General features: G+C 43.9%; 25 protein-coding genes. 10 read left to right on the top strand and 15 right to left on the bottom strand.

The window, feature by feature from the left end:
- Positions 1 to 24: 24 nt before the first annotated feature.
- The 4 genes from H4K34_RS11110 to ahcY all read right to left on the bottom strand — a co-directional run bounded on the left by H4K34_RS11110 (position 25) and on the right by ahcY (position 3,711).
- Entirely contained in the window at positions 25 to 438 is a 414-nt protein-coding gene (locus H4K34_RS11110; protein ID WP_210757495.1) for a response regulator, read from the bottom strand.
- Positions 435 to 1,175 (bottom strand): response regulator transcription factor, encoded by a 741-nt coding sequence (locus H4K34_RS11105; RefSeq protein ID WP_210757494.1) that lies wholly within the window; start codon positions 1,173 to 1,175, stop codon positions 435 to 437. The genes H4K34_RS11110 and H4K34_RS11105 overlap by 4 nt, the downstream gene beginning before the upstream one ends.
- 5 nt (positions 1,176 to 1,180) lie before the next feature.
- Positions 1,181 to 2,248: a PAS domain-containing sensor histidine kinase gene (locus H4K34_RS11100; RefSeq protein WP_210757493.1), complete on the bottom strand. Its 1,068-nt coding sequence runs from the start codon at positions 2,246 to 2,248 to the stop codon at positions 1,181 to 1,183.
- Between the two features lie 146 nt (positions 2,249 to 2,394).
- On the bottom strand, positions 2,395 to 3,711 hold the full coding sequence (ahcY, locus tag H4K34_RS11095; RefSeq protein ID WP_210757492.1) for an adenosylhomocysteinase: 1,317 nt from the start codon (positions 3,709 to 3,711) through the stop codon (positions 2,395 to 2,397).
- 80 nt (positions 3,712 to 3,791) lie between these two features.
- Here ahcY and H4K34_RS11090 point away from each other — a divergent pair, with 80 nt between their 5' ends.
- The 5 genes from H4K34_RS11090 to H4K34_RS11070 all read left to right on the top strand — a co-directional run bounded on the left by H4K34_RS11090 (position 3,792) and on the right by H4K34_RS11070 (position 6,545).
- Entirely contained in the window at positions 3,792 to 4,418 is a 627-nt protein-coding gene (locus H4K34_RS11090; RefSeq protein ID WP_210757491.1) for a 4'-phosphopantetheinyl transferase superfamily protein, read from the top strand.
- Between the two features lie 67 nt (positions 4,419 to 4,485).
- Positions 4,486 to 5,232, top strand: a complete 747-nt coding sequence (locus tag H4K34_RS11085; protein WP_210757490.1) for a phosphoglycerol geranylgeranyltransferase — start codon at positions 4,486 to 4,488, stop codon at positions 5,230 to 5,232.
- 1 nt (position 5,233) lies between these two features.
- On the top strand, positions 5,234 to 5,497 hold the full coding sequence (locus tag H4K34_RS11080) for a hypothetical protein (protein WP_210757489.1): 264 nt from the start codon (positions 5,234 to 5,236) through the stop codon (positions 5,495 to 5,497).
- Entirely contained in the window at positions 5,494 to 6,048 is a 555-nt protein-coding gene (pnuC, locus tag H4K34_RS11075) for a nicotinamide riboside transporter PnuC (protein WP_210757488.1), read from the top strand. Before H4K34_RS11080 ends, pnuC begins: the two co-directional genes overlap by 4 nt.
- Positions 6,027 to 6,545: an AAA family ATPase gene (locus H4K34_RS11070; RefSeq protein WP_210757487.1), complete on the top strand. Its 519-nt coding sequence runs from the start codon at positions 6,027 to 6,029 to the stop codon at positions 6,543 to 6,545. Before pnuC ends, H4K34_RS11070 begins: the two co-directional genes overlap by 22 nt.
- A gap of 4 nt (positions 6,546 to 6,549) precedes the next feature.
- Here H4K34_RS11070 and H4K34_RS11065 read toward each other — a convergent pair whose 3' ends face one another.
- Positions 6,550 to 7,572 carry an ABC transporter substrate-binding protein gene (locus tag H4K34_RS11065; RefSeq protein ID WP_210757486.1) on the bottom strand — a complete coding sequence of 341 codons (1,023 nt, stop codon included), beginning with the start codon at positions 7,570 to 7,572 and terminating at the stop codon, positions 6,550 to 6,552.
- Positions 7,572 to 9,644 (bottom strand): TonB-dependent receptor, encoded by a 2,073-nt coding sequence (locus H4K34_RS11060; RefSeq protein WP_210757485.1) that lies wholly within the window; start codon positions 9,642 to 9,644, stop codon positions 7,572 to 7,574. The genes H4K34_RS11065 and H4K34_RS11060 overlap by 1 nt, the downstream gene beginning before the upstream one ends.
- A gap of 271 nt (positions 9,645 to 9,915) precedes the next feature.
- On the opposite strand from H4K34_RS11060, the gene H4K34_RS11055 reads away from it, so the two are divergent.
- Positions 9,916 to 11,871 carry a TonB-dependent receptor plug domain-containing protein gene (locus H4K34_RS11055; protein ID WP_210757484.1) on the top strand — a complete coding sequence of 652 codons (1,956 nt, stop codon included), beginning with the start codon at positions 9,916 to 9,918 and terminating at the stop codon, positions 11,869 to 11,871.
- A 5-nt stretch (positions 11,872 to 11,876) separates the two neighbouring features.
- Here H4K34_RS11055 and H4K34_RS11050 read toward each other — a convergent pair whose 3' ends face one another.
- Together H4K34_RS11050 and H4K34_RS11045 are read right to left on the bottom strand one after the other, a co-directional pair.
- The gene (locus tag H4K34_RS11050) at positions 11,877 to 12,227 is read right to left on the bottom strand and encodes a MerR family transcriptional regulator (RefSeq protein WP_210757483.1); all 351 of its coding nucleotides are present in this window, start codon (positions 12,225 to 12,227) and stop codon (positions 11,877 to 11,879) included.
- Positions 12,227 to 13,198, bottom strand: a complete 972-nt coding sequence (locus tag H4K34_RS11045) for a M23 family metallopeptidase (protein WP_210757482.1) — start codon at positions 13,196 to 13,198, stop codon at positions 12,227 to 12,229. Before H4K34_RS11045 ends, H4K34_RS11050 begins: the two co-directional genes overlap by 1 nt.
- Positions 13,199 to 13,304: 106 nt before the next feature.
- On the opposite strand from H4K34_RS11045, the gene alaS reads away from it, so the two are divergent.
- Positions 13,305 to 15,929, top strand: a complete 2,625-nt coding sequence (gene alaS, locus H4K34_RS11040; protein WP_210757481.1) for an alanine--tRNA ligase — start codon at positions 13,305 to 13,307, stop codon at positions 15,927 to 15,929.
- A 2-nt stretch (positions 15,930 to 15,931) separates the two neighbouring features.
- Entirely contained in the window at positions 15,932 to 16,675 is a 744-nt protein-coding gene (locus H4K34_RS11035; protein ID WP_210757480.1) for a hypothetical protein, read from the top strand.
- Here H4K34_RS11035 and H4K34_RS11030 read toward each other — a convergent pair.
- The 5 genes from H4K34_RS11030 to H4K34_RS11010 form a co-directional block, all read right to left on the bottom strand.
- A complete protein-coding gene (locus H4K34_RS11030) occupies positions 16,672 to 17,052 on the bottom strand; it encodes a hypothetical protein (protein ID WP_210757479.1) in 381 nt (126 codons plus the stop codon). The genes H4K34_RS11035 and H4K34_RS11030 overlap by 4 nt on opposite strands.
- A 19-nt stretch (positions 17,053 to 17,071) precedes the next feature.
- A complete protein-coding gene (locus H4K34_RS11025; protein ID WP_210757478.1) occupies positions 17,072 to 17,674 on the bottom strand; it encodes an OmpH family outer membrane protein in 603 nt (200 codons plus the stop codon).
- A 38-nt stretch (positions 17,675 to 17,712) separates the two neighbouring features.
- A complete protein-coding gene (locus H4K34_RS11020; RefSeq protein WP_210757477.1) occupies positions 17,713 to 18,816 on the bottom strand; it encodes an acyloxyacyl hydrolase in 1,104 nt (367 codons plus the stop codon).
- Positions 18,797 to 19,486, bottom strand: coding sequence for an SGNH/GDSL hydrolase family protein (locus H4K34_RS11015; protein ID WP_210757476.1), 690 nt, complete (start codon positions 19,484 to 19,486; stop codon positions 18,797 to 18,799). The genes H4K34_RS11020 and H4K34_RS11015 overlap by 20 nt, the downstream gene beginning before the upstream one ends.
- Before the next feature lie 173 nt (positions 19,487 to 19,659).
- A complete protein-coding gene (locus H4K34_RS11010) occupies positions 19,660 to 20,181 on the bottom strand; it encodes a hypothetical protein (protein ID WP_210757475.1) in 522 nt (173 codons plus the stop codon).
- 612 nt (positions 20,182 to 20,793) lie between these two features.
- Between H4K34_RS11010 and yihA the strand changes: the two genes are divergently transcribed.
- Complete coding sequence (gene yihA / locus H4K34_RS11005) at positions 20,794 to 21,399, top strand: ribosome biogenesis GTP-binding protein YihA/YsxC (RefSeq protein WP_210757474.1); 606 nt, start codon at positions 20,794 to 20,796, stop codon at positions 21,397 to 21,399.
- Here yihA and gldC read toward each other — a convergent pair.
- Positions 21,396 to 21,737, bottom strand: coding sequence for a gliding motility protein GldC (gldC, locus tag H4K34_RS11000; RefSeq protein WP_210757473.1), 342 nt, complete (start codon positions 21,735 to 21,737; stop codon positions 21,396 to 21,398). The genes yihA and gldC overlap by 4 nt on opposite strands.
- A gap of 63 nt (positions 21,738 to 21,800) precedes the next feature.
- On the bottom strand, positions 21,801 to 22,775 hold the full coding sequence (gene gldB, locus H4K34_RS10995) for a gliding motility lipoprotein GldB (protein ID WP_210757472.1): 975 nt from the start codon (positions 22,773 to 22,775) through the stop codon (positions 21,801 to 21,803).
- A 39-nt stretch (positions 22,776 to 22,814) separates the two neighbouring features.
- Here gldB and H4K34_RS10990 point away from each other — a divergent pair, with 39 nt between their 5' ends.
- The gene (locus tag H4K34_RS10990) at positions 22,815 to 23,438 is read left to right on the top strand and encodes an outer membrane beta-barrel protein (RefSeq protein ID WP_210757471.1); all 624 of its coding nucleotides are present in this window, start codon (positions 22,815 to 22,817) and stop codon (positions 23,436 to 23,438) included.
- Positions 23,439 to 23,444 lie beyond the last annotated feature (6 nt).

Below are 23,444 nucleotides of genomic sequence, written 5' to 3'. Positions count from 1 at the left end.
CTTGTGCGAGGTCTTAGGAAGGCATTAATTATCGCGTTCCTGGAGGTAGGTTTCGATGATGAATTCGATATTATTATAAATCAATGGCTTGGTAATAAATCCTTTTACCACTTCGTATTCATTGGCTCTTTGCTGATCTTCTTTGATCAGTGAATTACTCATGGCAAAAATGATGGATTGCTTGTGAGCAAATTCCTTCACATAAGCATCAAGGAATTCAAAACCATCCATTACGGGCATATAAATATCGAGAAGGATAACCGCCGGAAAATCTTCCGAACTCTGGTCCATCCGCTTAAGTTCTTCCAGGGCCTCCGCACCATCGGGCAACAATTCTACCTTGGCATCGGCATAATTACGCATGATTATGTTCTTGAGTACAAAGCTGTTTACCTGATCATTATCAACGATCATGATGCTTACCCCGGAATTACTCATAGTTGTTTTGTCTTTGAAGGGGAAATTCCAAATTTATCTTTATAGGCTTTCCCAAAATAACTCAAGCTGCGGAAACCCAAAGCGTGAGACACTTCGAATATACTCATATCCTCGGTTTGCAGCATATTTTTCGCCTTATGCAGTCGGAAATCATTGATATACTGAATAGGCGTCATTCCTGTTAATCGCTTTACTTCACGCTCCAGCTTGGGCGTGGTCATATTCATGAGCTCGGCAATTTGAGGAATACTGAAATTACGGAATCGGAAATGGTTCACCAAAAGCGCTTCCATATGTGACAGTACGGGATCCTTAATCCCAAACTCATGGTTAATTGGAGCCGAAGTATCGTAAATTCTTCGCAATTGCTCCCGAGTCTTTAGCAGGTTATTTACCCTTGCTAAGAGGATGTCGAATTTAAAAGGTTTTACGATGTAATCATCCGCCCCGAAGTTATATCCTTCGATTCGGCGTTCGTCCTCACCTAAGGCCGTTAATAAAATGATGGGGATGTGTGAAGTACGTTCATTAGACTTCACGCTTTCGGTAAGCTCGTAGCCATTCATTTCCGGCATCATGATATCACTAATGATGATGTCGGGCATGTTCAGGCGGCATTTTTCCAAGCCTTCCATTCCGTTGTGCGCTTCGAAAACCAGAAAGTAGTCTTCAAAGAGAGCGGTCATAGAGTTCAACAGTTTCTCGTTGTCCTCAACAATTAGCAGTTTCTTTTGCATAACAATCAGAGTTTAGGCAAGCTCAGCGTGAAAGTACTTCCCTTTCCTACCTCACTCACCAATTTAATTTTTCCTTTATGAAGCTTTACAAACTCGGAAACGATCGATAATCCCACCCCGGTGCCAGGCACATTGCTGACATTTGAACCGCGGTAAAAGGATTGAAAAACCTTGGATTGATCTTCTTCTGGAATTCCAATTCCGTGATCTATAAAAGATACCTCCAAATCATCTTTTTCGAAATCCAACATCACTTTCACCTCCGATCCCGGATCTGAAAACTTGATGGCATTTCCCAGTAAATTGCTGAAAATGTAGCGAATTAAAGAATAGTCAGCCTGGAATTCCGTGGACTCTCCCAGTACCTGATAGCTTAATTTACAGCTATTGGTTCCGGATTCCTGGTGTTCCTTGATCAGTTCTTTAATTATCTGTACAAAATCAACTTTACTCAAATTAAAGTTTCGCCTACCGGTTGTAAGCTTCTTCAGTTCCAACATATCCATGATCATGGTATTGAGGCGATCTACCTCCTCCTCCATAGTGATCAGACCCAGATTAATCATCTTGGGAGTATGCTTTACTTTCAGCATTTCAATATTGGCCTGAATCACCGCTAAGGGCGTTTTGAACTCATGACTGGCTACAGAATACAGATTGGTTTTAAACTTAGAAAGTTCCTGCTCCTTGGATAGGGCATTCATCAGATCTTCCGTTAAATGCACACTCTCCGTAATATCACGGGTGGTACTTAAGCTACGGTACTGCACATTGCCGATTCCCTCGAGCTCTGTGTAAGTAGTCTCTAACCACCGTAATCGGCCCTCACCATGATTGATCTGATATCGAATCCGGGTGCCAGGCTGATCGAAAAAGCGCATTAATGTGGTAAAGTCCATCTCATTGATGAAATCCTCACTCAAAAAATCGGTGAGTTTTCGCCCTACTAGGGTTTCCGCCTTATAGCCTAAAACTCGCATGGAACTAGGCGTGGCAAAACGTATTGTATTATCAGCATCATGCAAACAAACCAAATCGGTCGTATGCGTTGCAATCAACTGAAAAACGTTCATCGTAGAAAACATTAGAGTCGCTCTTTCGGTAACAATAATACAACAAAAATCGCTTAAGCTTAAGATAAATAAGCGATTCCGACGCGTAATAAATTAAAAAAGCCCGCATGAATACGGGCTTTGTGAAAAAATCTAGAATTAAAATTCTAATATCTGTAGTACTCTGGCTTAAAGGGTCCAGCTTTTTCAACACCAATGTATTGAGCCTGCTCCTCTGATAAAATATCCAGCTCTACACCAATCTTAGCCAAGTGCAATTCAGCTACTTTCTCATCTAAATGCTTAGGTAAGGTGTACACTTCATTCTTGTAATCACCGCTGTTCTTCCACAACTCGATTTGAGCCAAAGTTTGGTTCGTGAAAGAGTTCGACATTACAAAGCTTGGGTGACCGGTTGCACAACCTAAGTTCACCAAACGACCTTCCGCTAAAAGAATCACATCTTTACCATTGATGGTATACTTATCCACCTGTGGCTTAATTTCTACGTGGCTAGAGCCGTGATTCGACTTCAACCAAGCTACATCGATTTCATTATCGAAGTGGCCAATATTACAAACGATGGCTTTGTCCTTCATTTTCTCGAAATGGGCTCCGGTAACGATATCCTTATTACCTGTAGCAGTAATGATGATATCTCCCTCTTCAACCGCATTGATCATTTTCTTTACCTCGAAACCATCCATGGCTGCTTGTAAAGCACAAATGGGATCAATCTCGGTAACGATAACACGACATCCAGCACCGCGCAATGAAGCTGCAGTTCCTTTACCCACATCACCATAACCAGCAACAACGGCTACTTTACCCGCCATCATAATATCAGTTGCACGACGAATAGCATCTACTGCAGATTCGCGACAACCGTATTTATTGTCAAACTTAGATTTGGTTACTGAGTCATTCACATTAATCGCAGGCATAGGCAAGGTTCCCTTACGCATACGCTCGTACAAACGGTGAACACCGGTGGTAGTTTCTTCACTTAAGCCTTTTACGCCCTCAGCTAATTCTGGATACTGATCCAATACCATATTGGTAAGATCACCACCATCATCTAAAATCATGTTTAAAGGCTTACGTTCTTCTCCGAAGAACAAAGTTTGCTCGATACACCAATCAAACTCCTCCTCATTCATTCCTTTCCAGGCATAAACAGGAATACCCGCTTTAGCGATGGCCGCAGCAGCATGATCTTGAGTAGAATAAATATTACAAGATGACCAGGTAACCTCAGCACCTAATTCAACCAAAGTTTCGATAAGAACAGCAGTTTGAATGGTCATGTGTAAACATCCGGCAATACGCGCACCTTTCAAAGGCTTCTCTTTACCATATTCTTCACGAAGGGCCATTAAACCGGGCATCTCAGCCTCTGCCAACTCAATCTCTCTACGTCCCCATTCGGCTAACGAAATTTCCTTTACTTTATAAGGAATATATTTTCCAACTGCTGTACTCATACTATTATCTTCTGATTTTTTGCGAATTTCGGCAAAGATACCGCAAATGCTTCGGCTGCAAAACTCTATCCTAAAGCAATATGCCATTATATAAAGAGCATCGATGGGAACACTTCCACCTGGCGATCTGGTCAATAGAAGCGGAAGAAAGCCCGGACTTCCCCTTAACTGAGCTTTCCGGTAGCGACCAAAAAAGGTTGCAAGAATTGAAAAACCCCAATCGCAAAGCCGAATTTTTAGCGGCTCGCGCTGCTTTAGCACACATCTTAGAAGAAACTCCGCAAATAGAGTACAGCTCCAATGGGGCCCCATCCATTCCAAATTGGAAAGGTCTATCCATCAGTCATAATAAAGACTACGCTGCGGTAATGGTCAGCAGGCATTTTAAAGTAGGATTAGATTTAGAGGCTTATCGTCCCCAAATGCTACAGCTCTGCAGTCGATATATGAGTAAACAGGAGTTAGGCGCTTTGGGCAAAGAACCAGAACTGGAGATGCTTGCAGCCTATTGGTCTGCTAAGGAAGCATTGATCAAAGTAAATGATGCGCCTGATCTGGATCTTCGAAAAGAAATACGAATTGCCCCCTTTGCCAAAGGTCGCAGTGCCGTAAGTCGAGGTTTAATCCGCAAAGGCAAGGATCAGGAAATCTTCCCTTTATATTTTAAAATGGAGAATAATTACTGCCTTTGCTTTACCCTTCATTAATTATTTTCACTTTCATCACATTGGGCTCAGGGGCTTGAAGGGCAGAATTTAGTAGGTTTGTGGGCTCATGGAGATGCCCAAAGTTTCGCATATCATCGACGGCGCCCAACAGCGTGGAAAAAAGATGTTGGCCGTACTTATCGACCCGGACAAACCCTCTGAAAAGGAGCTCATTGAGCTTTGTACTAAGGCGAGTGAAAACGGAGCCGACCTCATTTTTGTAGGCGGAAGTTTACTTAGTCGTGATAGTTTGGAAGAGTGTTTACGCACCGTTAAAGCGCATACTTCGATTCCAGTTTTGCTTTTTCCGGGTAGTGTTTTGCAAATTTCGGATCAGGCGGATGGAATTTTATTCCTCAGTCTCATTTCTGGTCGCAATCCGGATTTGTTGATTGGCAATCACGTAATCGCCGCTCCCTACCTGAAAAGCTCCAAGCTTGAAGTTCTACCCACAGCCTATATGCTGGTAGATTGCGGAACTACCACCACCGCTATTTACATGAGCAATAGCAAGGCCCTTCCCTATGAGAAGCCCGACATTGCTGCTTGCACTGCTATGGCTGGTGAGTTTTTAGGTCTGCGTTATTTCTATTTGGATGGTGGCAGCGGAGCTTCTAAATCGGTAAGCCCCCAAATGGTGAAGGCAGTACGCAAGTCGATTGACCGCCCTATAATCGTAGGAGGAGGAATTCGCGATGCGGCCACCGCCCGTGCTTTAGTGGAGGCTGGTGCCGATGTGATTGTAGTGGGAAATCTCTTCGAACAAAATCCGGAAGCCATGGCCGATATCGCCGAGGCCATACACAGTTTTTAGCATGGACATTAGCATTGAAATTTCTAAATATCCCCTGCGGGATGCATACCTCGATGGAGTGGATGATTTTTTGGAAAGATTACATCAACATCCTGAGCTTAAAATTCAGGTAAATCCCATCAGTACTCAAATCTTTGGTCCGGCAGAAAAGCTCTTCCCTATCCTGCAACAAGAGATCACCCGTTCATTTGAAGATGGTCAGAGTCCTTTCGTACTGAAAGTCTTGAAAGGGGATCTTTTTTCCATGGAAATTAAAGACTATTGAGAGCATTAAGGTGGAATAGCCTTGAGGTTTTAGCCGTAATCAGCAGTTTACTTTATACCATTCTGCTGAGCTACGAAAGCATCTGGTCTTGGCTATTTGCCATTTTGGCCTCCATATTTTTCAGCGTCCTTTGTTTTCGCCGAAAGATTTACGCCGAATTAGCACTGCAAGGTTTTTACCTCGCTACCGCGGTTTATGGCTATCTGAATTGGGGCGCAGAATTTAAAACCCTCCCTCCGCTAGATCTTAACATCCATCTCTATATCATTGCCGCCTGTATTTTCCTGATTGGAATTAGCGGCTACGCTTTAAGTCATTTTACCGACTCTAAGCTCCCCTATTTAGACTCCTTCACCACCATATCCAGTATTGCCGCCACCATCTTAATGGTGAACTTTTACCCGGAGAATTGGATTTATTGGATCGTGATTGACACCGTAAGTATCTGGCTCTATTTCCAAAGAGGCTTAAAGCTCAGCGCCTTGCTTTTTCTTATTTATACCTTACTATCCATTAACGGTTACCTCTTGTGGAGCGGCGCATTATCGTAGTAAGTGGACCTGAAAGTTCAGGTAAATCGCAATTATGCCGGGAGCTGAGTGAAAAGCTGGATATTCCCTGGGTAGCAGAATATGCCCGTATATATCTCGAAAAAAATGGGCCCGAATACAACAAAGCCAGTTTACAGGAAATCTATCAGGAACACCTGGCCCATCAGGCCCAAGCCCTGGAAAAACACCCGGAAGGAAACATCCTCTTAGACACCGATAGTTTCAACTATTTAATTTGGAATCGACGGGTTTTCAACTTTGATCCCGCGCCTTTAATGGAGCAAATCCAGAGAGAACAAGAACACTCCTATTTGCTTTGCTATCCGGATTTGGAATGGGAGCCCGACCCCCTGCGAGAAAATCCCATTGATCGATTGGATATATTCCATGAAAACCTGGCTTTGATTCAAGAGTACAATCGGCCTTATGCCATTGTGAAGGGGCAAAAAAAAGAGCGCCTCAGCAATGCACTGGACGCTCTTCAAAAATTGCTTTAAGAGTCTATTTAGGTTCTAAAAATTCATTGCTGTAGAATTCCTTAACGGCATGAGCTTGTAAATCATTCAAACCTCGCTCTTCCAACCATTGGGCATAGTCCAACCATTTTTGATCTGCCATCACCCCCCATTGATCCGTGCCAAAATGAGGGCGGATATCGGCGAAAGCCTGCCGCATAAAAACATGATTCACGAAATTGGGATGCTGGATATGATCCAATATGGAGTCCAAAACCAAATCCGGATGATTATTACATTCTTGATAAGCCTTTCGGCAGATGTCTAAAAAGCGACGAATTAAATCCGCCTGATCGGCATCCAAAACCTTAGGAGCCATAATTACGGATGAATAGCCATAAGGCACACCATAATCATTAGGGATAAAGGTATTAAGACTATCTCCGGCTAATTCCGATTGCATGGCTTCCCAATGCAAAAACACCCAGGCCACCTCGCCCGAATCCTTCCGAAAAGCATCCCAGACCTGAAGGCGACCCGGAGTTTCGGTTCCGAATTTCGCCACAGCACCATCTGCTTCGATCATTGCCTTAAGGATATGCTCTTCTAAAGGCGTGTGGTAGCCCAAATAAGTTGCAGAGCCAATATCCGCAGGTCGCTTTATCCCCGATGATTTCTTAACCACAAAGGCACTGCGATCGCTTTGCAATAAGCTGGCTACAGCCTGGGCATGTACCTGGGCACTATCTGCCGCAAAGGCAAATAAATGTTCTGAAGGGCCTACCGCTAAATCTACTTCCCCATCTAATAATCTAAAGATGGGCTTCTTGGTATAATTATCCCTTTCCGGGGTATCCCAAATCAAGTGGATGCCCGCTTCTTGAAACCATTTCTGTGATTCCGCATAAAAAATCCCAGTATGCAAAACATTGGGCGTCCAGTCTAAAGCCAAACGCAGGGTATCCATTTCGAGCAGCTCCTCCTTATCAGAAGCTGCGCTCTCTTTCGCAGGATTCGTGCAGGACCAAAGGCTAAGCACCAGTCCTGCAAGCATTACTAATTTCCGCATTAGAATACCAGTCTTAAGGTAGCGTAAACATTAAGCGGCGCTTGCACTAAATAGCCAGGAGTACCATCAAAAGCAGGTGCTCCATAGGTATAATAAAGAGCATCCGTAATGTTGTTTACCTGCAGGCTAATTTGATGTTCCTTATAAAAGCGCCAATCCGCTACAAAGTCCAATACCGTAGAGGCTGGCACCACCAAGCTAGGATCATTAGTCAACTCCATAAACTGCTCACTGAGGAAACGTGCGCGAATTCCGGCGTTCAACCTGGAGTTTACTGCATAGTTCAAGAATATCGAACCATTCCATTCCGGACTTAAAATCGGACGAACATTTTCGTATACCACATTGGCATTTACCGGGGCATAGGTGCTAATGCGCGCATCCAAATAAGCCATTTGTGCTCTCACATTGAAACGCTTCAAGAAACTGTAATCGGCCATCAATTCTACTCCACGACGGAAACTAGGATCCTGATTCAAATAAATCTGGTAAAAGCCTTCGCTGATATAAGCTCCAATGGGAGCAATTTCGTTTTCGAAGGTCATGTAATAAGCGTTTACATCCACCTTCAATTTTTGGTATTCAAAGCGAGTTCCAAGCTCCAGGTCATTTACATATTCCGGACTTACATTGGCTCCACTGCGCACATTAGCAATATTGTAAGGCGTTACCTGCAGGCCACCTAAAATGTCGGAACGGGTTGGCTCGCGACCACTGCGACCAAAGGATAAATAGAGTTGCCAATTGGATTTCAAGTCATAGGTCACTCCTGCCTTAGGATTAAGGAAGAAATAATCGCGGCTTGGGATAGCAGGATCCTCACCCAAATAGCTAGCATCTCCACCCAAGCTTATATACACTTGACGAGCTTGAACATCGGCATAAAATTTAAGAGGTCCCCAGGCTTTCTCCCATTTTGCAAAAATTGAAAACTCATCTTTAGTACTCTTATCCTGATAATAAGGGTTTAGGCGATTAGGCACTACATACTCCGCATTTTCACGCAAGAAGGTATAAAGGTGAGTTCCGAAATTAAAGGAGCCCAAATTAGAGTTCCAATTGAAATTTGAAAGCCAACCATAATGATCATTATAGAGCGGATAATTGATAGCGGTTAGACCCGAAGGACTGCTACTGTCTGGATAGGAATAAGGAAAATCGCCACCAGCACCACCATAATAAATGGTGTTTACCCAAGAATTCTTAAGCCCTAATCGCCAGGTATGTTGCAATTGAAACAACCATTGTGAAAAATCATCAATGTCGGTTTCGTTCAAAATATTAGTACGAGGATCCCGCTTAATTTGCGCCAAAGGAACGGGCGAATAGGCCAAATCATTTTGGGTATTCCCGGCAAAGGCCGTGAATTTCACCGCATGCTCATCACCAAAATAGCCGCCGGAGAAAAAGAGGGAATTCGATTCCGTGCCCGAATGGCGACGATAGCCATCGCTCTGCAAACGGCTCATTCTTGCATAAAAGGCGGTGCGGTTTTCCATCAATCCTGTATGCACCTCAGCACTGGCACGCAGGGTATTGAAAGACCCACCGGTTAATTGCAGTTCGGTACTGGGCTTTTGGCGAGTTAGCGAAATGGATTCAAAATTGACGGATCCGGCATAGGAAGCCACACCATTACTGGAAGTTCCTACCCCACGCTGAATCTGAACCGACTCTACGCTATTTCCAAAATCCGTGAAATTGGAGAAAAACACCCCTTGATCCATCATATCATTTAAGGGCACTCCATTGAGAGTAATGTTAATCCGACTTTGGTCGATACCGCGTAAGCGCATTTGACCATAATTGCTAAAATTGGTCCCCGACTCCGAATAAGCCACCAAAGAAGGGCTTAATCTTTCCAGGATAAAAGCGCCATCCTGACCTTGGAACACTTTTTCAATTTGCTTTTTTGTGAGAGTTACCTGAGCTACTGGCGCATCGGCGGAAGCCCGAACCGTAGAAATGGTTACTTCTTCCAATTGATGGACTTTGGAGGTGTCCGTTTCCTGAGCCCGAATAAGGGAAGGGCTCAATCCCAATAAAGCAAGAACAAGTAGTTGCCTTTTCATAAAACAAAATGTTATGAAAAGAAACCGGGGTATGCTCCTTTTGCGGTTAATTAAATATTGATTGAAGCGCGCATTGTGCTCCTTTTCCCTACGCCGGCATTACCCGGATCAGGTATGGATGGCAGAACCACCCTGGGTATAATCTCAGCCTCTCTATAATTTGAGAAGCACCCCGTGAGAAGGCGCAAAGCTATGACAAGACTTCTTGGAATCCAATAGAGCGAAATTGAACATTGCAAGTAGCTTTGCCGCCTCTAACAAAAAAGCACAAATGAAAACTCGAAATCTTTTTCTTAGCCTGCTCATTGGGGGAAGTCTGAGCGCACAGATTCAGCTAGATACCGTTACGGTTTCGGCTGCCCTTTTCGAGCAAAGCTTGATGAACAGTAACCGCAATGTCCAGATCCTCTCCGGGGAAGAGTTGGAAAAGGCACCGGTGAACAGCGTAGCAGAATTATTGGATTTTGCTACCGGAATCGATGCCCGTCAACGCGGGATTTACGGAACCCAAACCGACCTTAGTGTTCGGGGAGGAAGTTTCGAACAAGTACTGGTTTTGGTAAACGGAGTACGCCTGGGCGACCCACAAACGGGTCACCATTTGATGAACTTGCCAGTGGCAAAAAACGACATCGAACGCATTGAAATACTGTTGGGTGGAGGCTCCTATATTTTTGGCGCCAATGCATTTTCCGGTGCCATTAATATCATCACCAAAGAAGCCAAAGGCAATGCCACCAGCCTCAATCTAGACTATGGCATGTTTAACAGCCTACAAACTGGATTGCAACAAGAAATCAAAGGTGAAAAGCATCAAAGTAGGATCTCCGTTTCACATAATCGCAGTGATGGTTTTAAGGAAAACACCGACTTTGTAAACAGCAATGTTTCCTTGCAAAGTGATTTCAATTTGGGCCATCAAAACATCAAAGTGCAAGGGGGCTATACCGATCAAGGATTCGGAGCCCAGAATTTCTATTCCGATGCCTATCCGGATCAATATGAAAAAACCCGCACCCTATTTGGTAGCGTAGATATAAGCAGCGGTGAAAAAATCCGCTGGAATCACAACCTATACTGGCGCCGTAATTGGGATGAATTTCAACTTTTCCGCGAGGAAGGTGCTGATTTTTACCAGTATCGAAATGGACTTTTTATCGCGGGCAACGACACTGCACCCAGCTGGTACGCCGGTCATAATTACCATCGCAGTGATGTGATGGGCGCTAAAAGTCAAATGAGTTTCGACTCTAAATTGGGGACCACTGCTTTAAACCTAGATTTAAGACATGAGCAGGTTCGAAGCAATAATTTGGGAGATAGCCTCAGTGATTTCATCCCGATTAACAATAGCCGCGGTGCTTACTATTTAGGAGCCGAACGCCAAAACCTTTCACTCTCTGGCCAGCATTTGTTCCGCATCAAGCAATGGCAAATAAGTGCTGCCTTGCAGGCCAACTATAACACCGATTTCGGCTTTGGTCTATACCCAGCTTTAAATGCCGGTTTACGTTTAGGGAAATCACATAAGGTGTATACCAGCTTTAATCGCTCCTTCCGCTTTCCTTCCTACACGGACCTTTATTATCGATTAGGAGGTGCACGTGGAAGCCAGGATTTACAGGAAGAAGAATCTTACAATTATGAGGCAGGTTACCGCTTCTTTGGTTATGATTGGTATGGCAATGTGAGCGCTTTCTATCGCAATGGACAGAATATCATCGACTGGACCCAAGCCTGCGATACCTGTGATTTAATTGCCGGCAACACCTCAGAAGTTAACTTTATGGGAGGCGAATTCAGCCTGCGTAAAAACTTAAATCCTGAAAATAGTTTTCTGGCTTTAAACTTCGCTGAATTGAGTTACACCTATCTGCAAAGCAGTAGTCCCAGTAAGGATAAGGTATACCGATCTCTCTATGTATTTGATCACCTGCGCCATAAAATCACCTTACGTGTGGGGCACCGTATTAGCAAAAAACTCAGCTTACATTATTTCCTCAGCTATCAAGATCGTCAAGGGCAATACCGCGAAGCGAATACCGGAGATCTTACTGACTATCCTGATGTTTTTTTAGTGAACGCTAGTTTGGATTATCAAATCCATGATTTCACCCTTTCCTTGAAAGGACAAAATCTCTTGAACAAGAAATACTTTGATCGTGGTAATGTAGAAATGCCCGGCTTATGGCTGCAGGCAGGATTGCGTTATCGCTGGTCCTACTAAGCCATTTATTCGTCGGGGCCTGTATCCAGGTCCCGGCGAATTTCACCCAGAGCCTGCTTAATCATCTTCAGCTTTTCTACCGCCTCCGCAATGCGGGCAGTATCCTCTCGATTCTCCTTCAACTTGGCTTTCGCGCCTTTGAGGGTAAAACCCCGCTCCTTCACCAAATGATGAATCACCTTAAGGTTTTGCAAGTCCCGCGGCGTAAACAAGCGGTTTCCCTTCTTATTTTTCTTAGGCTTAAGGATCTCAAATTCCTTTTCCCAAAAGCGGATCAAGGAAGTATTCACCTCAAATAAGGCGGCTACTTCGCCAATGCTGTAATAGCGCTTTTCTTCGTCGAAACCCTCGTCCATTAGTCAAAGGATTGGTTAGTTTGACTGGCCATTTCAATCAAGCGACTGAATTCTTCGGCCGTTAATTCGCCATAGTAGAAGTTCACCGGATTTAAACGCTCACCATTCAAATGCACTTCATAATGCAAGTGAGGTCCGCGTGATCGCCCGGTATTCCCTACAAAGCCAATTAAATCGCCACGCTTCACTTTTTGACCAACACGAATATTGTAATCATTCAAGTGGGCATAGATAGTAATGTATCCATAGCCGTGATCAATCCGGATATGACGGCCAAAGCCACTGGATTTGCTATCTGCACGAATTACTTCTCCATCACCTGTAGCATAAACCGGAGTACCAGTCTCAGCCGAGAAGTCCATACCATGGTGATATTTACGAGTCTTGGTAAAGGGGTCAGTACGCCATCCATAACCAGAAGCCATCCGCTTTAGATCCTCGTTAGCCACGGGCTGAATAGCTGGAATACTGGCTAAAAATTCGGATTTATCCTTGGCCAACTCTACAATCTCATCGAAAGATTTACTTTGAACGTACACTTCTTTGGTGATACGATCCAAGCGACTGGCCGTAGATTTAATTAATTCAGAATTTTCAAATCCTTCTAATTTCTTGTAGCGATTAGCACCCCCAAATCCTGCTTGACGCACCGAATTAGGAATCGGTTCCGCTTCGAAAATGGTCCGGTAAATATTATCATCACGCTCTTGCAGATCATCCAAAACATCCGAAACCTGATCAAAACGCTCGTTGAGGATGGAATACTGAATCTTCATATTATCCAATTCCCGACGCAAACGCTTCTCTTTGGGGGAGTCAATAAAACTATCCGCCACCATATAGAGCAAGACACTGGTCAAAAGGATAGAGGTCAGATAAAATAGACTACGACGCAAGCGATAAGCAGGCGTCTTTTCAATTTTACGGTACGAAAGTGTTTTAGGGTCGTAATAGTACTTGACCTTCGCCATATTCCTTAATTTTGGCCATCATTTGAGAAGAATTGCAAGTTACTGCAAAGCTCTATCTCAATGCAAAGTTGCAATAATATAATAAACACAATCTTGTGTAATTCCTATGGCTCAAGATAAGTCCTGGACAGCGAAGGAGATTCGCCAGCAATTTTTAGACTTTTTCCAAAATAAGGGACACGAAGTAGTTCCTTCGGCACCGATGGTAATTAAAGGGGATCCCACCCTGATGTTTACCAATGCCGGGATGAATCAATTTAAAGAAGCCTTTTTAGGGAACCGTCAACCCAGCAGCTCCCGAATTACCGATACCCAAAAATGTTTGCGGGTAAGCGGAAAACACAATGATTTGGAAGAAGTAGGTCATGATACCTACCACCATACCATGTTCGAAATGCTGGGCAACTGGAGCTTTGGTGATTATTTTAAAACCGAAGCAATTGCCTGGGCTTGGGAACTCCTCACTGAAGTTTATGGCCTCGACCAAGAGCGTTTATATGTCACCGTTTTTGAAGGCGATGCCTCCGAAAACCTGGAGCGCGACGATGATGCGGCTAATGCCTGGAAAGCCTATGTTCCACAGGAGCGTATCCTAAATGGCAACAAAAAAGATAATTTCTGGGAAATGGGCGCCACTGGTCCTTGTGGACCTTGTTCTGAGATCCATATGGATTTACGCTCCAATGAAGAGCGTGCCAAGGTAGAAGGTGCCAGCCTGGTAAATCAAGATCACCCCCAAGTGGTGGAAATCTGGAACCTGGTATTCATGGAATTTAACCGTCAGGCGGATGGTGCCTTAAAAGCGCTTCCAGCCAAACACGTGGATACCGGAATGGGCTTCGAGCGTTTGTGCATGGCCCTGCAAGGCAAGCAATCCAATTACGATACGGATGTATTCCAACCCTTAATTACTCGTTTAAGTGAATTAAGCGGCATTACTTACGGTACGGCAGAAAAAAGCGATATCGCACTACGTGTAATTGCTGACCACGTGCGGGCTGTTGCCTTCGCTATTGCGGATGGACAATTACCTTCCAACAATGGGGCGGGCTATGTTATCCGTCGCATTTTACGTCGCGCTATTCGCTATGGCTTCTCCTATCTGAATTTGAAAGAGGCCTTTATCCATAAATTAATCCCCATCCTTTCGCAGCAAATGGCGGAGTTCTTCCCTGAAATCCGCGATCAGAAGGAATTGGTGGAAAAGGTGATTTTGGAAGAAGAGCAAAGCTTCTTGCGCACTTTGGAGCAAGGCCTTAACCGCTTGGATCAAATCCGCCAAGAGAGTCAGAGCAAAACAGTAGATGGCGCTCGGGTATTTGAATTATACGACACCTTCGGGTTCCCACCGGATCTTACCGCTTTGATTTTGAAAGAAGAAGGCATGAGCTTCGACATTGCCTCTTATGAGTCGGAAATGCAAAAGCAAAAAGATCGTGCCCGTTCTGCCACTAAGGTAGATACCGGCGATTGGGTGGTGATTGAAGAAGATGATCGCGAGGAATTTATCGGCTACGACCATTTAGAAGCCAAAGTGCGCATTACCCGCTATCGCAAGGTAAAAGCCAAGAATAAGGAGTCTTTCCAAATTGTATTAAACCTCACCCCTTTCTATCCGGAAGGCGGTGGACAAGTAGGTGATCATGGAAAATTGATTTCCGAAAATGAAGAAATCAGCATTTACGACACCAAAAAAGAACATGGGCTAATCATTCACTTTTGTGATAAGTTGCCCGAAAATCCTCAGGCCGAATTCAAAGCTCGTGTCGACAGCAAACGTCAAAAGAGCACCAGCCTCAATCATACCGCTACCCACTTGCTTCATCAGGCACTCCGCGAAGTTTTGGGCACGCATGTAGAACAAAAAGGTTCACTGGTAAATCCCGATTACTTGCGTTTCGACTTTAGCCATTTCAGTAAGGTAGAAGATGAGCAATTAGCCGAAATCGAAAGATTGGTAAACCAAAGAATTCGAGCCAACTTCCCCTTGGAAGAATACCGTAGCATCCCCATGGATGAAGCGAAAGAAATGGGCGCTATAGCTCTTTTCGGTGAAAAATATGGAGATCTCGTTCGGGCAATCAAGTTTGGCGACAGCGTTGAACTTTGTGGGGGTATTCACGTGCAAGCCAGTGGCGAAATTGGCTTATTCACCCTTATGTCCGAAGGTGCAGTAGCCGCTGGCATTCGCCGGATTGAAGCTTGCACCGGAGATGCGGCACTCCAATATTTAAATGAAAAGGCAAGCTTATTAAGCAGCCTTCAGCAGGAGCTTAAAAACCCCAAAGATCCCTTGGCGGGATTGCTGAAATTGAAGGAAGAAAACGCTCAACTTAAAAAGCAAGTTGAAGCCTTCCAACAAGCGCAAGCCGCACAAGAGCGTAAAGCCTGGGCTCAAGCCATTGAAAGTATTGATGGCGTGGATCGCCTGATTTTAGAAACCAGTCTCGATGCTAAAAGCATTAAGGATGCCCTCTTCCAATTAAAGGCCGACAAACCTCAGTTGGCAGCGGTAATCGCATCTAAGAATGATGGAAAAGCGAATATTGCTGTAGCTTTGGGAGATGCGATTTTAGCTTCCAAAGACTGGAAAGCAGGAAATCTCGTTAAAGAATTGGCCGCCGAAATTGGTGGCGGTGGCGGTGGCCAGGCCGGATTTGCTATGGCTGGTGGCAGTAAGCCCGAAGGAATAGAACAAGCCTTAGCAAAGGCTAAAACCTTATTACAATAAAGATGCGTAAACTCTTCACTCTGGGATTCGTTTTCATCGGCTTAAGCCTGATGGGACAAGTAGATGATGATATTCACTATTACACCGATTCGGATGTAAACAAATCGCGCTTCAACCTGGCTTTGAACCTCAACCCCTATTACACCGATATGCGGTTGATTAATAGTGATGCTTCCAATAGTTTATTCAACACCTATTCTGAAGAGTTCAAAGCCACAGGTTCCTTTAAACTGGATTATGGCCTGGATCTATTTTATGAAATAGGCCCTTCCTTCCATTTAGGAATAGGTATCGTGAGAGCTCATGGTGGCTACACTTGGCAAGATGTGGTACTCGACACTTTAAACCCCAGTTTCCTGGCCGATAATGAAGTGGACATCACCATGTTCTCCATTCCTATCAAAGTGAATTTCACTACCCGTATTTCAGATGTTTTCAGCTTGGAGGTAGTACCGATGGTGGAGATGAATTTCCTGGATCAATACAATGGAAAGATCAGCTATAATGGCAATCCGAATGCTCCAGCTGATTCAACTTTCAATTTGAATAAGGATCTCACCAAACTGAATTGGTCGGTAGGTATTGCTTTAGGGGGTACCTATTGGGTAAGTAGTGAATTCGGAATTTTTGCCCGTGGTTCGGTACGCTATCTCTTGAACGACATCGTTGACCCTGATGGCTATAGCTGGCCACGTGAAACCTTACTTAACTTCGGCTTAAACACCGGCGTTCGCATCCGTTTCTAGGGCACAAGCACCGCTTCTATCTGATCAGGACCACTGCCATCATTGGCCGTGAAGCTCAAAGCTATTTGGGAGTAATCAGCATTCGCTGTTCCACTGCCCACATAGCTTATTCCCGCCGAGTTTTGATTAGGAATACTTAGTTGAGTTCCCGACACTAAGGCTACCACCTTGGAGTTCACCTCATTGTAGAGTCCTTCGATTACAATCTCATCATCGGCATCGCCAGCCACAATGTTTACTTGATAAAATTGGGGGTGGTTTATACCGGTATTCTCGGTAACATTCCACTGCCCCAAATACTTATCACGAATAGCCACAGGGTTTTCACTCGGATCGTCTGATTCACAGGCGACCAAGCTTAAAACTAGCAGGGCCAAAGCCCAACTAAGAAGGGACTTAGTCCTCCTTCTTAGAGGCTTTATTTTTTTGATAAGCTTCATTAAGATCCTTTACTACTATATCGGTAATATCGTAAGCGGGGTTGGCTAGCAAAAGCTCAGAAGCGGGTCCATAACTGAAAATAAAATCATAACCCTCGCGCTCCTGAATAATCTTCAGAATGCTATCCATATCTGCCATAATTAACTCATTGAGACCTTGCTCTTCATCGGCTAATTCCTGACCACGCTCATCGCGGTAACGCATCAAGTTTTGCTGCAATTGCTGCAACTCCATTTGCTCTTGTTGAATTTGAGCTTGAGACATAGATCCGGCACTTTTCTCAAAGTTGGCTACATTCTCCTGAAATAGGGCGCTGCGACGCTGCAATTCGCTTTCAATCTCTTTTGCTTTCTCTTCCAACTGGCTTTTGTACATCTGATGTAATTCGTACTTAGCTAAAAGAGAATCGCTGTGCACATAAGCCATAGAGATACCAGATCCCTCAGATTTAGGCTGACTGGCAGGCGTGCTAGCTGACTGAGCCTCATTACAACTTACACTGATAATACTTGCACTGGCCACGGCCAAAAGACTTAAACGGAAAGCCCGATTCTTCATGGATAATTAATTTTCTGCAAAATTACGGAATGAAACGCTCACAGCCTTAGCTCATAAACAATTCTAAAATCCAGAAATTCCGCCACATTTGCATGGGCTTTTAAACCCGGCCCTAATGCCAAACCTGGCAGCGGCCTATACAGCAAGGTATAACGCTGATACCATGAAGCAGCGGCACCGTATTCCTTAAAAAGATAAAAGCCCGCAGCCTGACTAAAGGTGAATTTCCCCAATATAAACTCATGGCCCAATTCTAAGCCCCATTGCTGATGACTTTGCCTTCCACCTTGTCGCTCAATTTGTTTGCGATAAGCCAAATTGCTAATCCATTCTGTTTCGAGAATTAAAGCCGAGGTTCGGGCAATCTGATGCGAATACCGCAAAGCCGCGCCGGAAACCAAATAGGTCACCTCGCGTTCATCTACTCCTTCCCCCACCATTCCTCCCGCTTTAGCGGCTAAAATCCCGTGTAAGCTCAGGAGTTTTTTGCGATTCTTAGGGTCAAATGCTTGTTTGGCTTTCGCCTGAGGCATTATGGATACAATGCTATAATCAAGTCCCACAGCCAAGGTGGGATAATTTAAACCCTTATTCGGCTCCCTCACCCCTCCATTACTGGAATGATTGTATCGAGCTTGCAGCGACATTCGCCAATGATCATTAAACTGATAGGCAGTACCCAAGCCTAATACCAAATAGGCGCTCACTGGCAATGAGTAACTATAATTCAAAGGATTCTCAAGAGCATCATAAGGTTGGCTCAAATAAATTAAACCTACCGAAGCTCTTAAATTAAAATACCAGGATCCGCCAATCTTGTACCAGGGCTCTAAAAAACCATAGACGGGCAGCCCATAACCCAAGACTTCCGGATTATCATAATTATGAATAGCAAGGCTCAAGCCCAAGCGAGGATAGCAAAAGCAATTTTCCCAATGTTTTTCGGTCAAGAGCCAGCGCTGAACACTCAAACCAAAAGCAGAAGGATAGGATTGCCCGATTGGAGCTACATCCTGACTATGCAAAAACAAAAAACCATATTCGGCTTCGGCCTGAAACGAAATAGGGCTCTGCGCCTTTAAGGAGAGCGAAAATGAAAGACCAAGACCCAATAAAAATGGGCTAATCCTGTAAAAGGGCATGGCTAAAAGGGTAGATTTTTCGCATCCATAATTGATGCATGGCTCTGGAAAAATGCAGACCATCATTAGCAATCCAAGCCTCCGAATTAGGGTCTTTTCGACTCAAATCGGTGATATCCACAAACTGAATGGCGAGGCTATCACAAATGCCTTTTTGCGCTTGATTAAATGCATCAATCTCCGCGGAAATCTGAGCACGACTCCCACTGCCTGCCGGACTTTGACCCCAATCGGGGATGCTAATCACCAGCATGGAGGCATAACCCTTCTTTGCCAGTGCATTAGCTTGATTTACAATCTGCAAGAACTCTTGTTTATACTCCTCTAGGCTCCGACCTTGATATTGATTATTCACTCCGATCAGGAGCGTCACCAAATCATAAGTCGTATCTAAATCAGCTTTGGCCATCCCTTGAATAAGGTCCTGGGTAGTCCAGCCATTCTTGGCTACCACTTGGTACTCCACAGTATACTGGGAAGGAGCCCCCTCCAAAGAATCAACCAATAGGGCCGAATAGGAGCTATCTTCCCCAATGGCGGTACCAATTGTATAGGAATCCCCCAAAGCCAGATAGGAAAAGCTATTCTGGGTATTTGATGGTACAGAGTCCGGTGCAGTCCCCTTAGCACAAGCCCATAAAATGAAACCTAAAAAGTAGATACTGCGCATAACCATGGTCATTTTCGCTAAGGTACTAAGCTAAGCATTGACAAAGAACCTGGTTCCCTAAAACTGGAAAGCCGCCGAACAAAAAGTATTGTTGCTAAACACCTTTATCCGACGGCTATAAAAGGGCTCATGCTACCCTTCCCACTTTGCATTTCTTTAGGAGGAGCCCATTTCTATTCCTCCCCAATCATTGGCCAAACATTCATCCGGCAATCATCTCCCTGGCAAGTACATTCGGCATAGGGAGGAGTGGCCATCACCCAGCGTTCTGCGCAATCTCTGCTTTCATCGCTGCAAGAGCCAAAACAATCTACCACATTGCGAATACCTTCAGACACATTCGATACCAGTACCGAAACTTCATCTCCATTGGAAGTATTCACTTTGAAAATCACTCCAAAAAAACCGTCACCGGTAGCAATGTTCATCTGCTGAATCAGATAATCGGAAACCGCATACTGCTCTTCCATATAGTACTTCAGATCCTTGGTATAGGTTCCAAATTCACTTGTCATCCAATTCAAGACCTGCGAAGCATTGGCAATTTCTTGTTCTTGCTCACCCAAGATGAACATCCGCAATTCACCTGCAGCGCATGCACTGAAAAAATATTGTGGACTGGCTTTAATACCCGACTCTGTTCCACAAGTAGCATCCGGAACCACCAAGTATTCCTGAAAAGTCCCATTCTTCATAGAAAGCTTAAAATCGCTCTCCTTTAATTCGACCCCTTGTTTACTTGTTCCCTGCCAAGTTTCATTTTTACCGCATTGCGTTAATAGGAGGCTAAACATCAACACAGCGACTAAGTACACATTCCTTTGCATTGTTCTAATTTTTGATTTGTCTAAACCTAGCTAAAAATGAATTTTAAGTCAATATTTATTTTACCCAAATTTTGAACTTAAAGTTCATTAAATCAAACAATTAATTAACACAAATAGTGCTATAATAAATTTACCATCACATTAAGCACAAACTAGGCTTAACACCCAATACTAAATTCTAAAACCCTAATTTCTTGACAGTTTAAATTAAAATTACATTATCAAATTTTCTTCAACAAAAAAACCAAAACCCTTAAAATTTACCAGTATCGCAAATTCTATTCTTGAATTTTATGTCATTTTGAAGACCCTAATATTTTTCCTAAAACTCAATTTTCAAGCATTAAAATATTCCATTTTAAACTCTTCCCCACTAAATTCCGAGGGTCAATTTCACGTCTAATAACTAGCTTAGGGTTCTAATTTTTAGGATTTCGGATTTTCGAGTCAATGATTCTTTATCATGCCTACCTTTGCCGCATGGAAATTAAGCAGGTCGAATTCGTAATCAGCAATACCAATATTGCCAAGTGCCCTCAAGACAAAAAGCCCGAATACGCCTTTATTGGTCGTTCTAATGTGGGTAAGAGCAGTTTGATCAATTGCCTGGCGAATAATAAAAAGCTGGCCCACACTTCTTCAAAACCAGGAAAAACTCAATTAATCAATCACTTTATTGTGGATGAGACCTGGTACTTAGTAGATCTACCCGGATATGGCTACGCCAAGGTGAGCAAGAACTCCCGTCAAAAATTCCAGAAAATGATTGAGGACTACATTCTGGAACGTCCTAATCTGATAAACCTATTCGTTCTAATCGACTCGAGGATTCCTCCTCAGCAAATCGATTTGGAATTCATGGAATGGCTAGGCGAAAACCAAGTGCCTTTTTCTATGGTTTACACCAAGATTGATAAGCTTAAGTCCAATCAGCTCAATAAGAACCTTCATACCTATCACAAAAAGATGCTGGAAAGCTGGGCTGAGATACCCGTTTATTTTGCCACTTCAGCAGAAACCGGAGCTGGCAAAACAGAAATCCTCAGCTATATCGCTGAGATCAATCGAAAATTAGAAGTGAATTAACCGCGCTTCAGAACATTCATTTTCTCACCTAAATCCAGGGCATACTCTCGTAAGTCCTTGGCATAATCAGCCTCACCCCCGGCACGCTCCAGGGTATCGGCTAAGGCCATAATGTTTTGGTGAATGTATTTCTTCATTTGATCCAAGGGCATATCCTTGGTCCAAAGGTCAATGCGTAAAGTCTCTTGCGCTTTTTCATCCCAAATGGAGATCATCGCTGCCTTGGTTTTCGAGTTTTCTACGCCACTGTCGGCGGCAGACCAGGTCATTTCCTCGGGAACCCGATTTTCGTCCAGACCAATGTTCAAGTTTATATCGGAGCGATGCGCTACTGCCATATTCAAATTTTTGGCAAAGGTAAAAGCCCCGATTTAATTGGACCGCAATTTTCGCTTCCTTTCCTAAGGCTTATAAGAGGAGAGCTTTAGAATCTTGCGACTGTCCATCTCATTAAGCCATTCGGCAAGCTCTTGCTCTGGATATTCATCGAGATAAGTTTCCAAAACGCGATAACCAAACCACCAACCTACACGACCAGGAGTTTCTGCATCGATATTAGTCCGGAATTTCGAAAATGGGGCAACCGACATAAAACGACGTTTGAGCTCTTCATCACTTTTAAAGAGCATTTGTTGCTCAATGAAATAAATCCACATCTCCTTTTCATGCTCTACACAAAACTTGTGCTTCTCAGGTGGATACACCAATAGGGTTGCTTCATCTACCTTACCTAGCAACAATTCGGTAAGCTTCAAGAGCTTTCCCTGATAGAGCATCGCATCCAAAAGACTTACCGGTTCCGCGGGCTTAGGTACGCGTTTCTCCGCCAGGGCATAGGCCACATCCCGCAACATAAACTGCGACTGCCGATGGTATTGCAAGTACTGAGGTAAGATTTCATAATACTCTTTGGCCGCTTCGCCAATATAGAGATCAAGGGCAATAAATATATAAGGCTTGGAAACCACGATCGGATAATTAAAATCCAGGCGAGAGATATAGGTAAAGACCTCAAGGCTATCCTGCGTTCCGAAATAATAATAGTAACGCTTCATCAAACGATTAAGCTCCTGCTCCCAATCCTTCAGGTCGCCAAATTCCTTCTCGGTGAGCGCAAATAGCTTGTTCTGCAATTCATCCTTACGTTGATTCTGCCAAAAGATCATTTCTGCCTCATTACTAAAGAAGGGCGCATACTTTTCCGTAATCGCATTTAGACCCTCCTCAAAATGAGCCGTATCCAAAGTATAAAAGGCGCGATCAAAACGTTGTACTTCTGTGCTAATAGAAATCTGATCCAAATCAATCTGTGGATCCTCATCACAAGAAACCGTGAACAGGATTGTGCAGAAAACAAATAACAAAAGGCGCTTCATTGTTGGAAGGGTCTTAATTTTGTTCAAAACTAAGCATCTATGCGAATCTATCTCTATGCCGCTTTATTGCTTCTTAGCAGCGGTAGTTTATTAGCTCAGGAACGCAATTTTCAACTGGGAATTATTGGCAGCAGCCAACTTAGTTACCTCAACAGCAATCAGGGAAATGCCAATACCGGCTCCGCCCTGCTCTTTGGCTTTGGCGGTTTAGCCGAATATTCCTTTGCCGATCGCTATGCTTTCACCTCCGGCTTCGAATATTTAAACCGTGGTGGTTCTTTGGAAATCAATGACACGACCACTGATTACCGAGCTGGCTTCATCCAGATTCCCTTGCAAATTAAAATGCGTACTCGTCAATTTGGCTACAGCACCTATTTCGCTGAAATGGGCTTTGCCATTGGTTTCGAAACCGGTGAAGAAGTAAGCTGGGACCCAGCCACCACTAGAGATTTCGGTAGTCTGATTAGCTTATTCGACGCGACCTTCCGCATTGGAATGGGAATGGAATACGACCTTGGAGGTCAAACTAAACTCTTAGGACGCCTGCAATACCATCGCGCCCTAACCGACAACCTTCTGAGTGATGAAGATCCTCGTTTGAGCGATCAGTTTAATTATCGCTTCGATTACGTTTCATTAAGTGTAGGTATCCTGTTTTAAAGCATA

Source organism: Croceimicrobium hydrocarbonivorans (genome assembly GCF_014524565.1).
Taxonomy (GTDB): Bacteria; Bacteroidota; Bacteroidia; order Flavobacteriales; family Schleiferiaceae; genus Croceimicrobium; species Croceimicrobium hydrocarbonivorans.
Note: the sequence above shows the minus strand (reverse complement) of the source record. Positions and strands in the feature narration are given on the sequence as shown.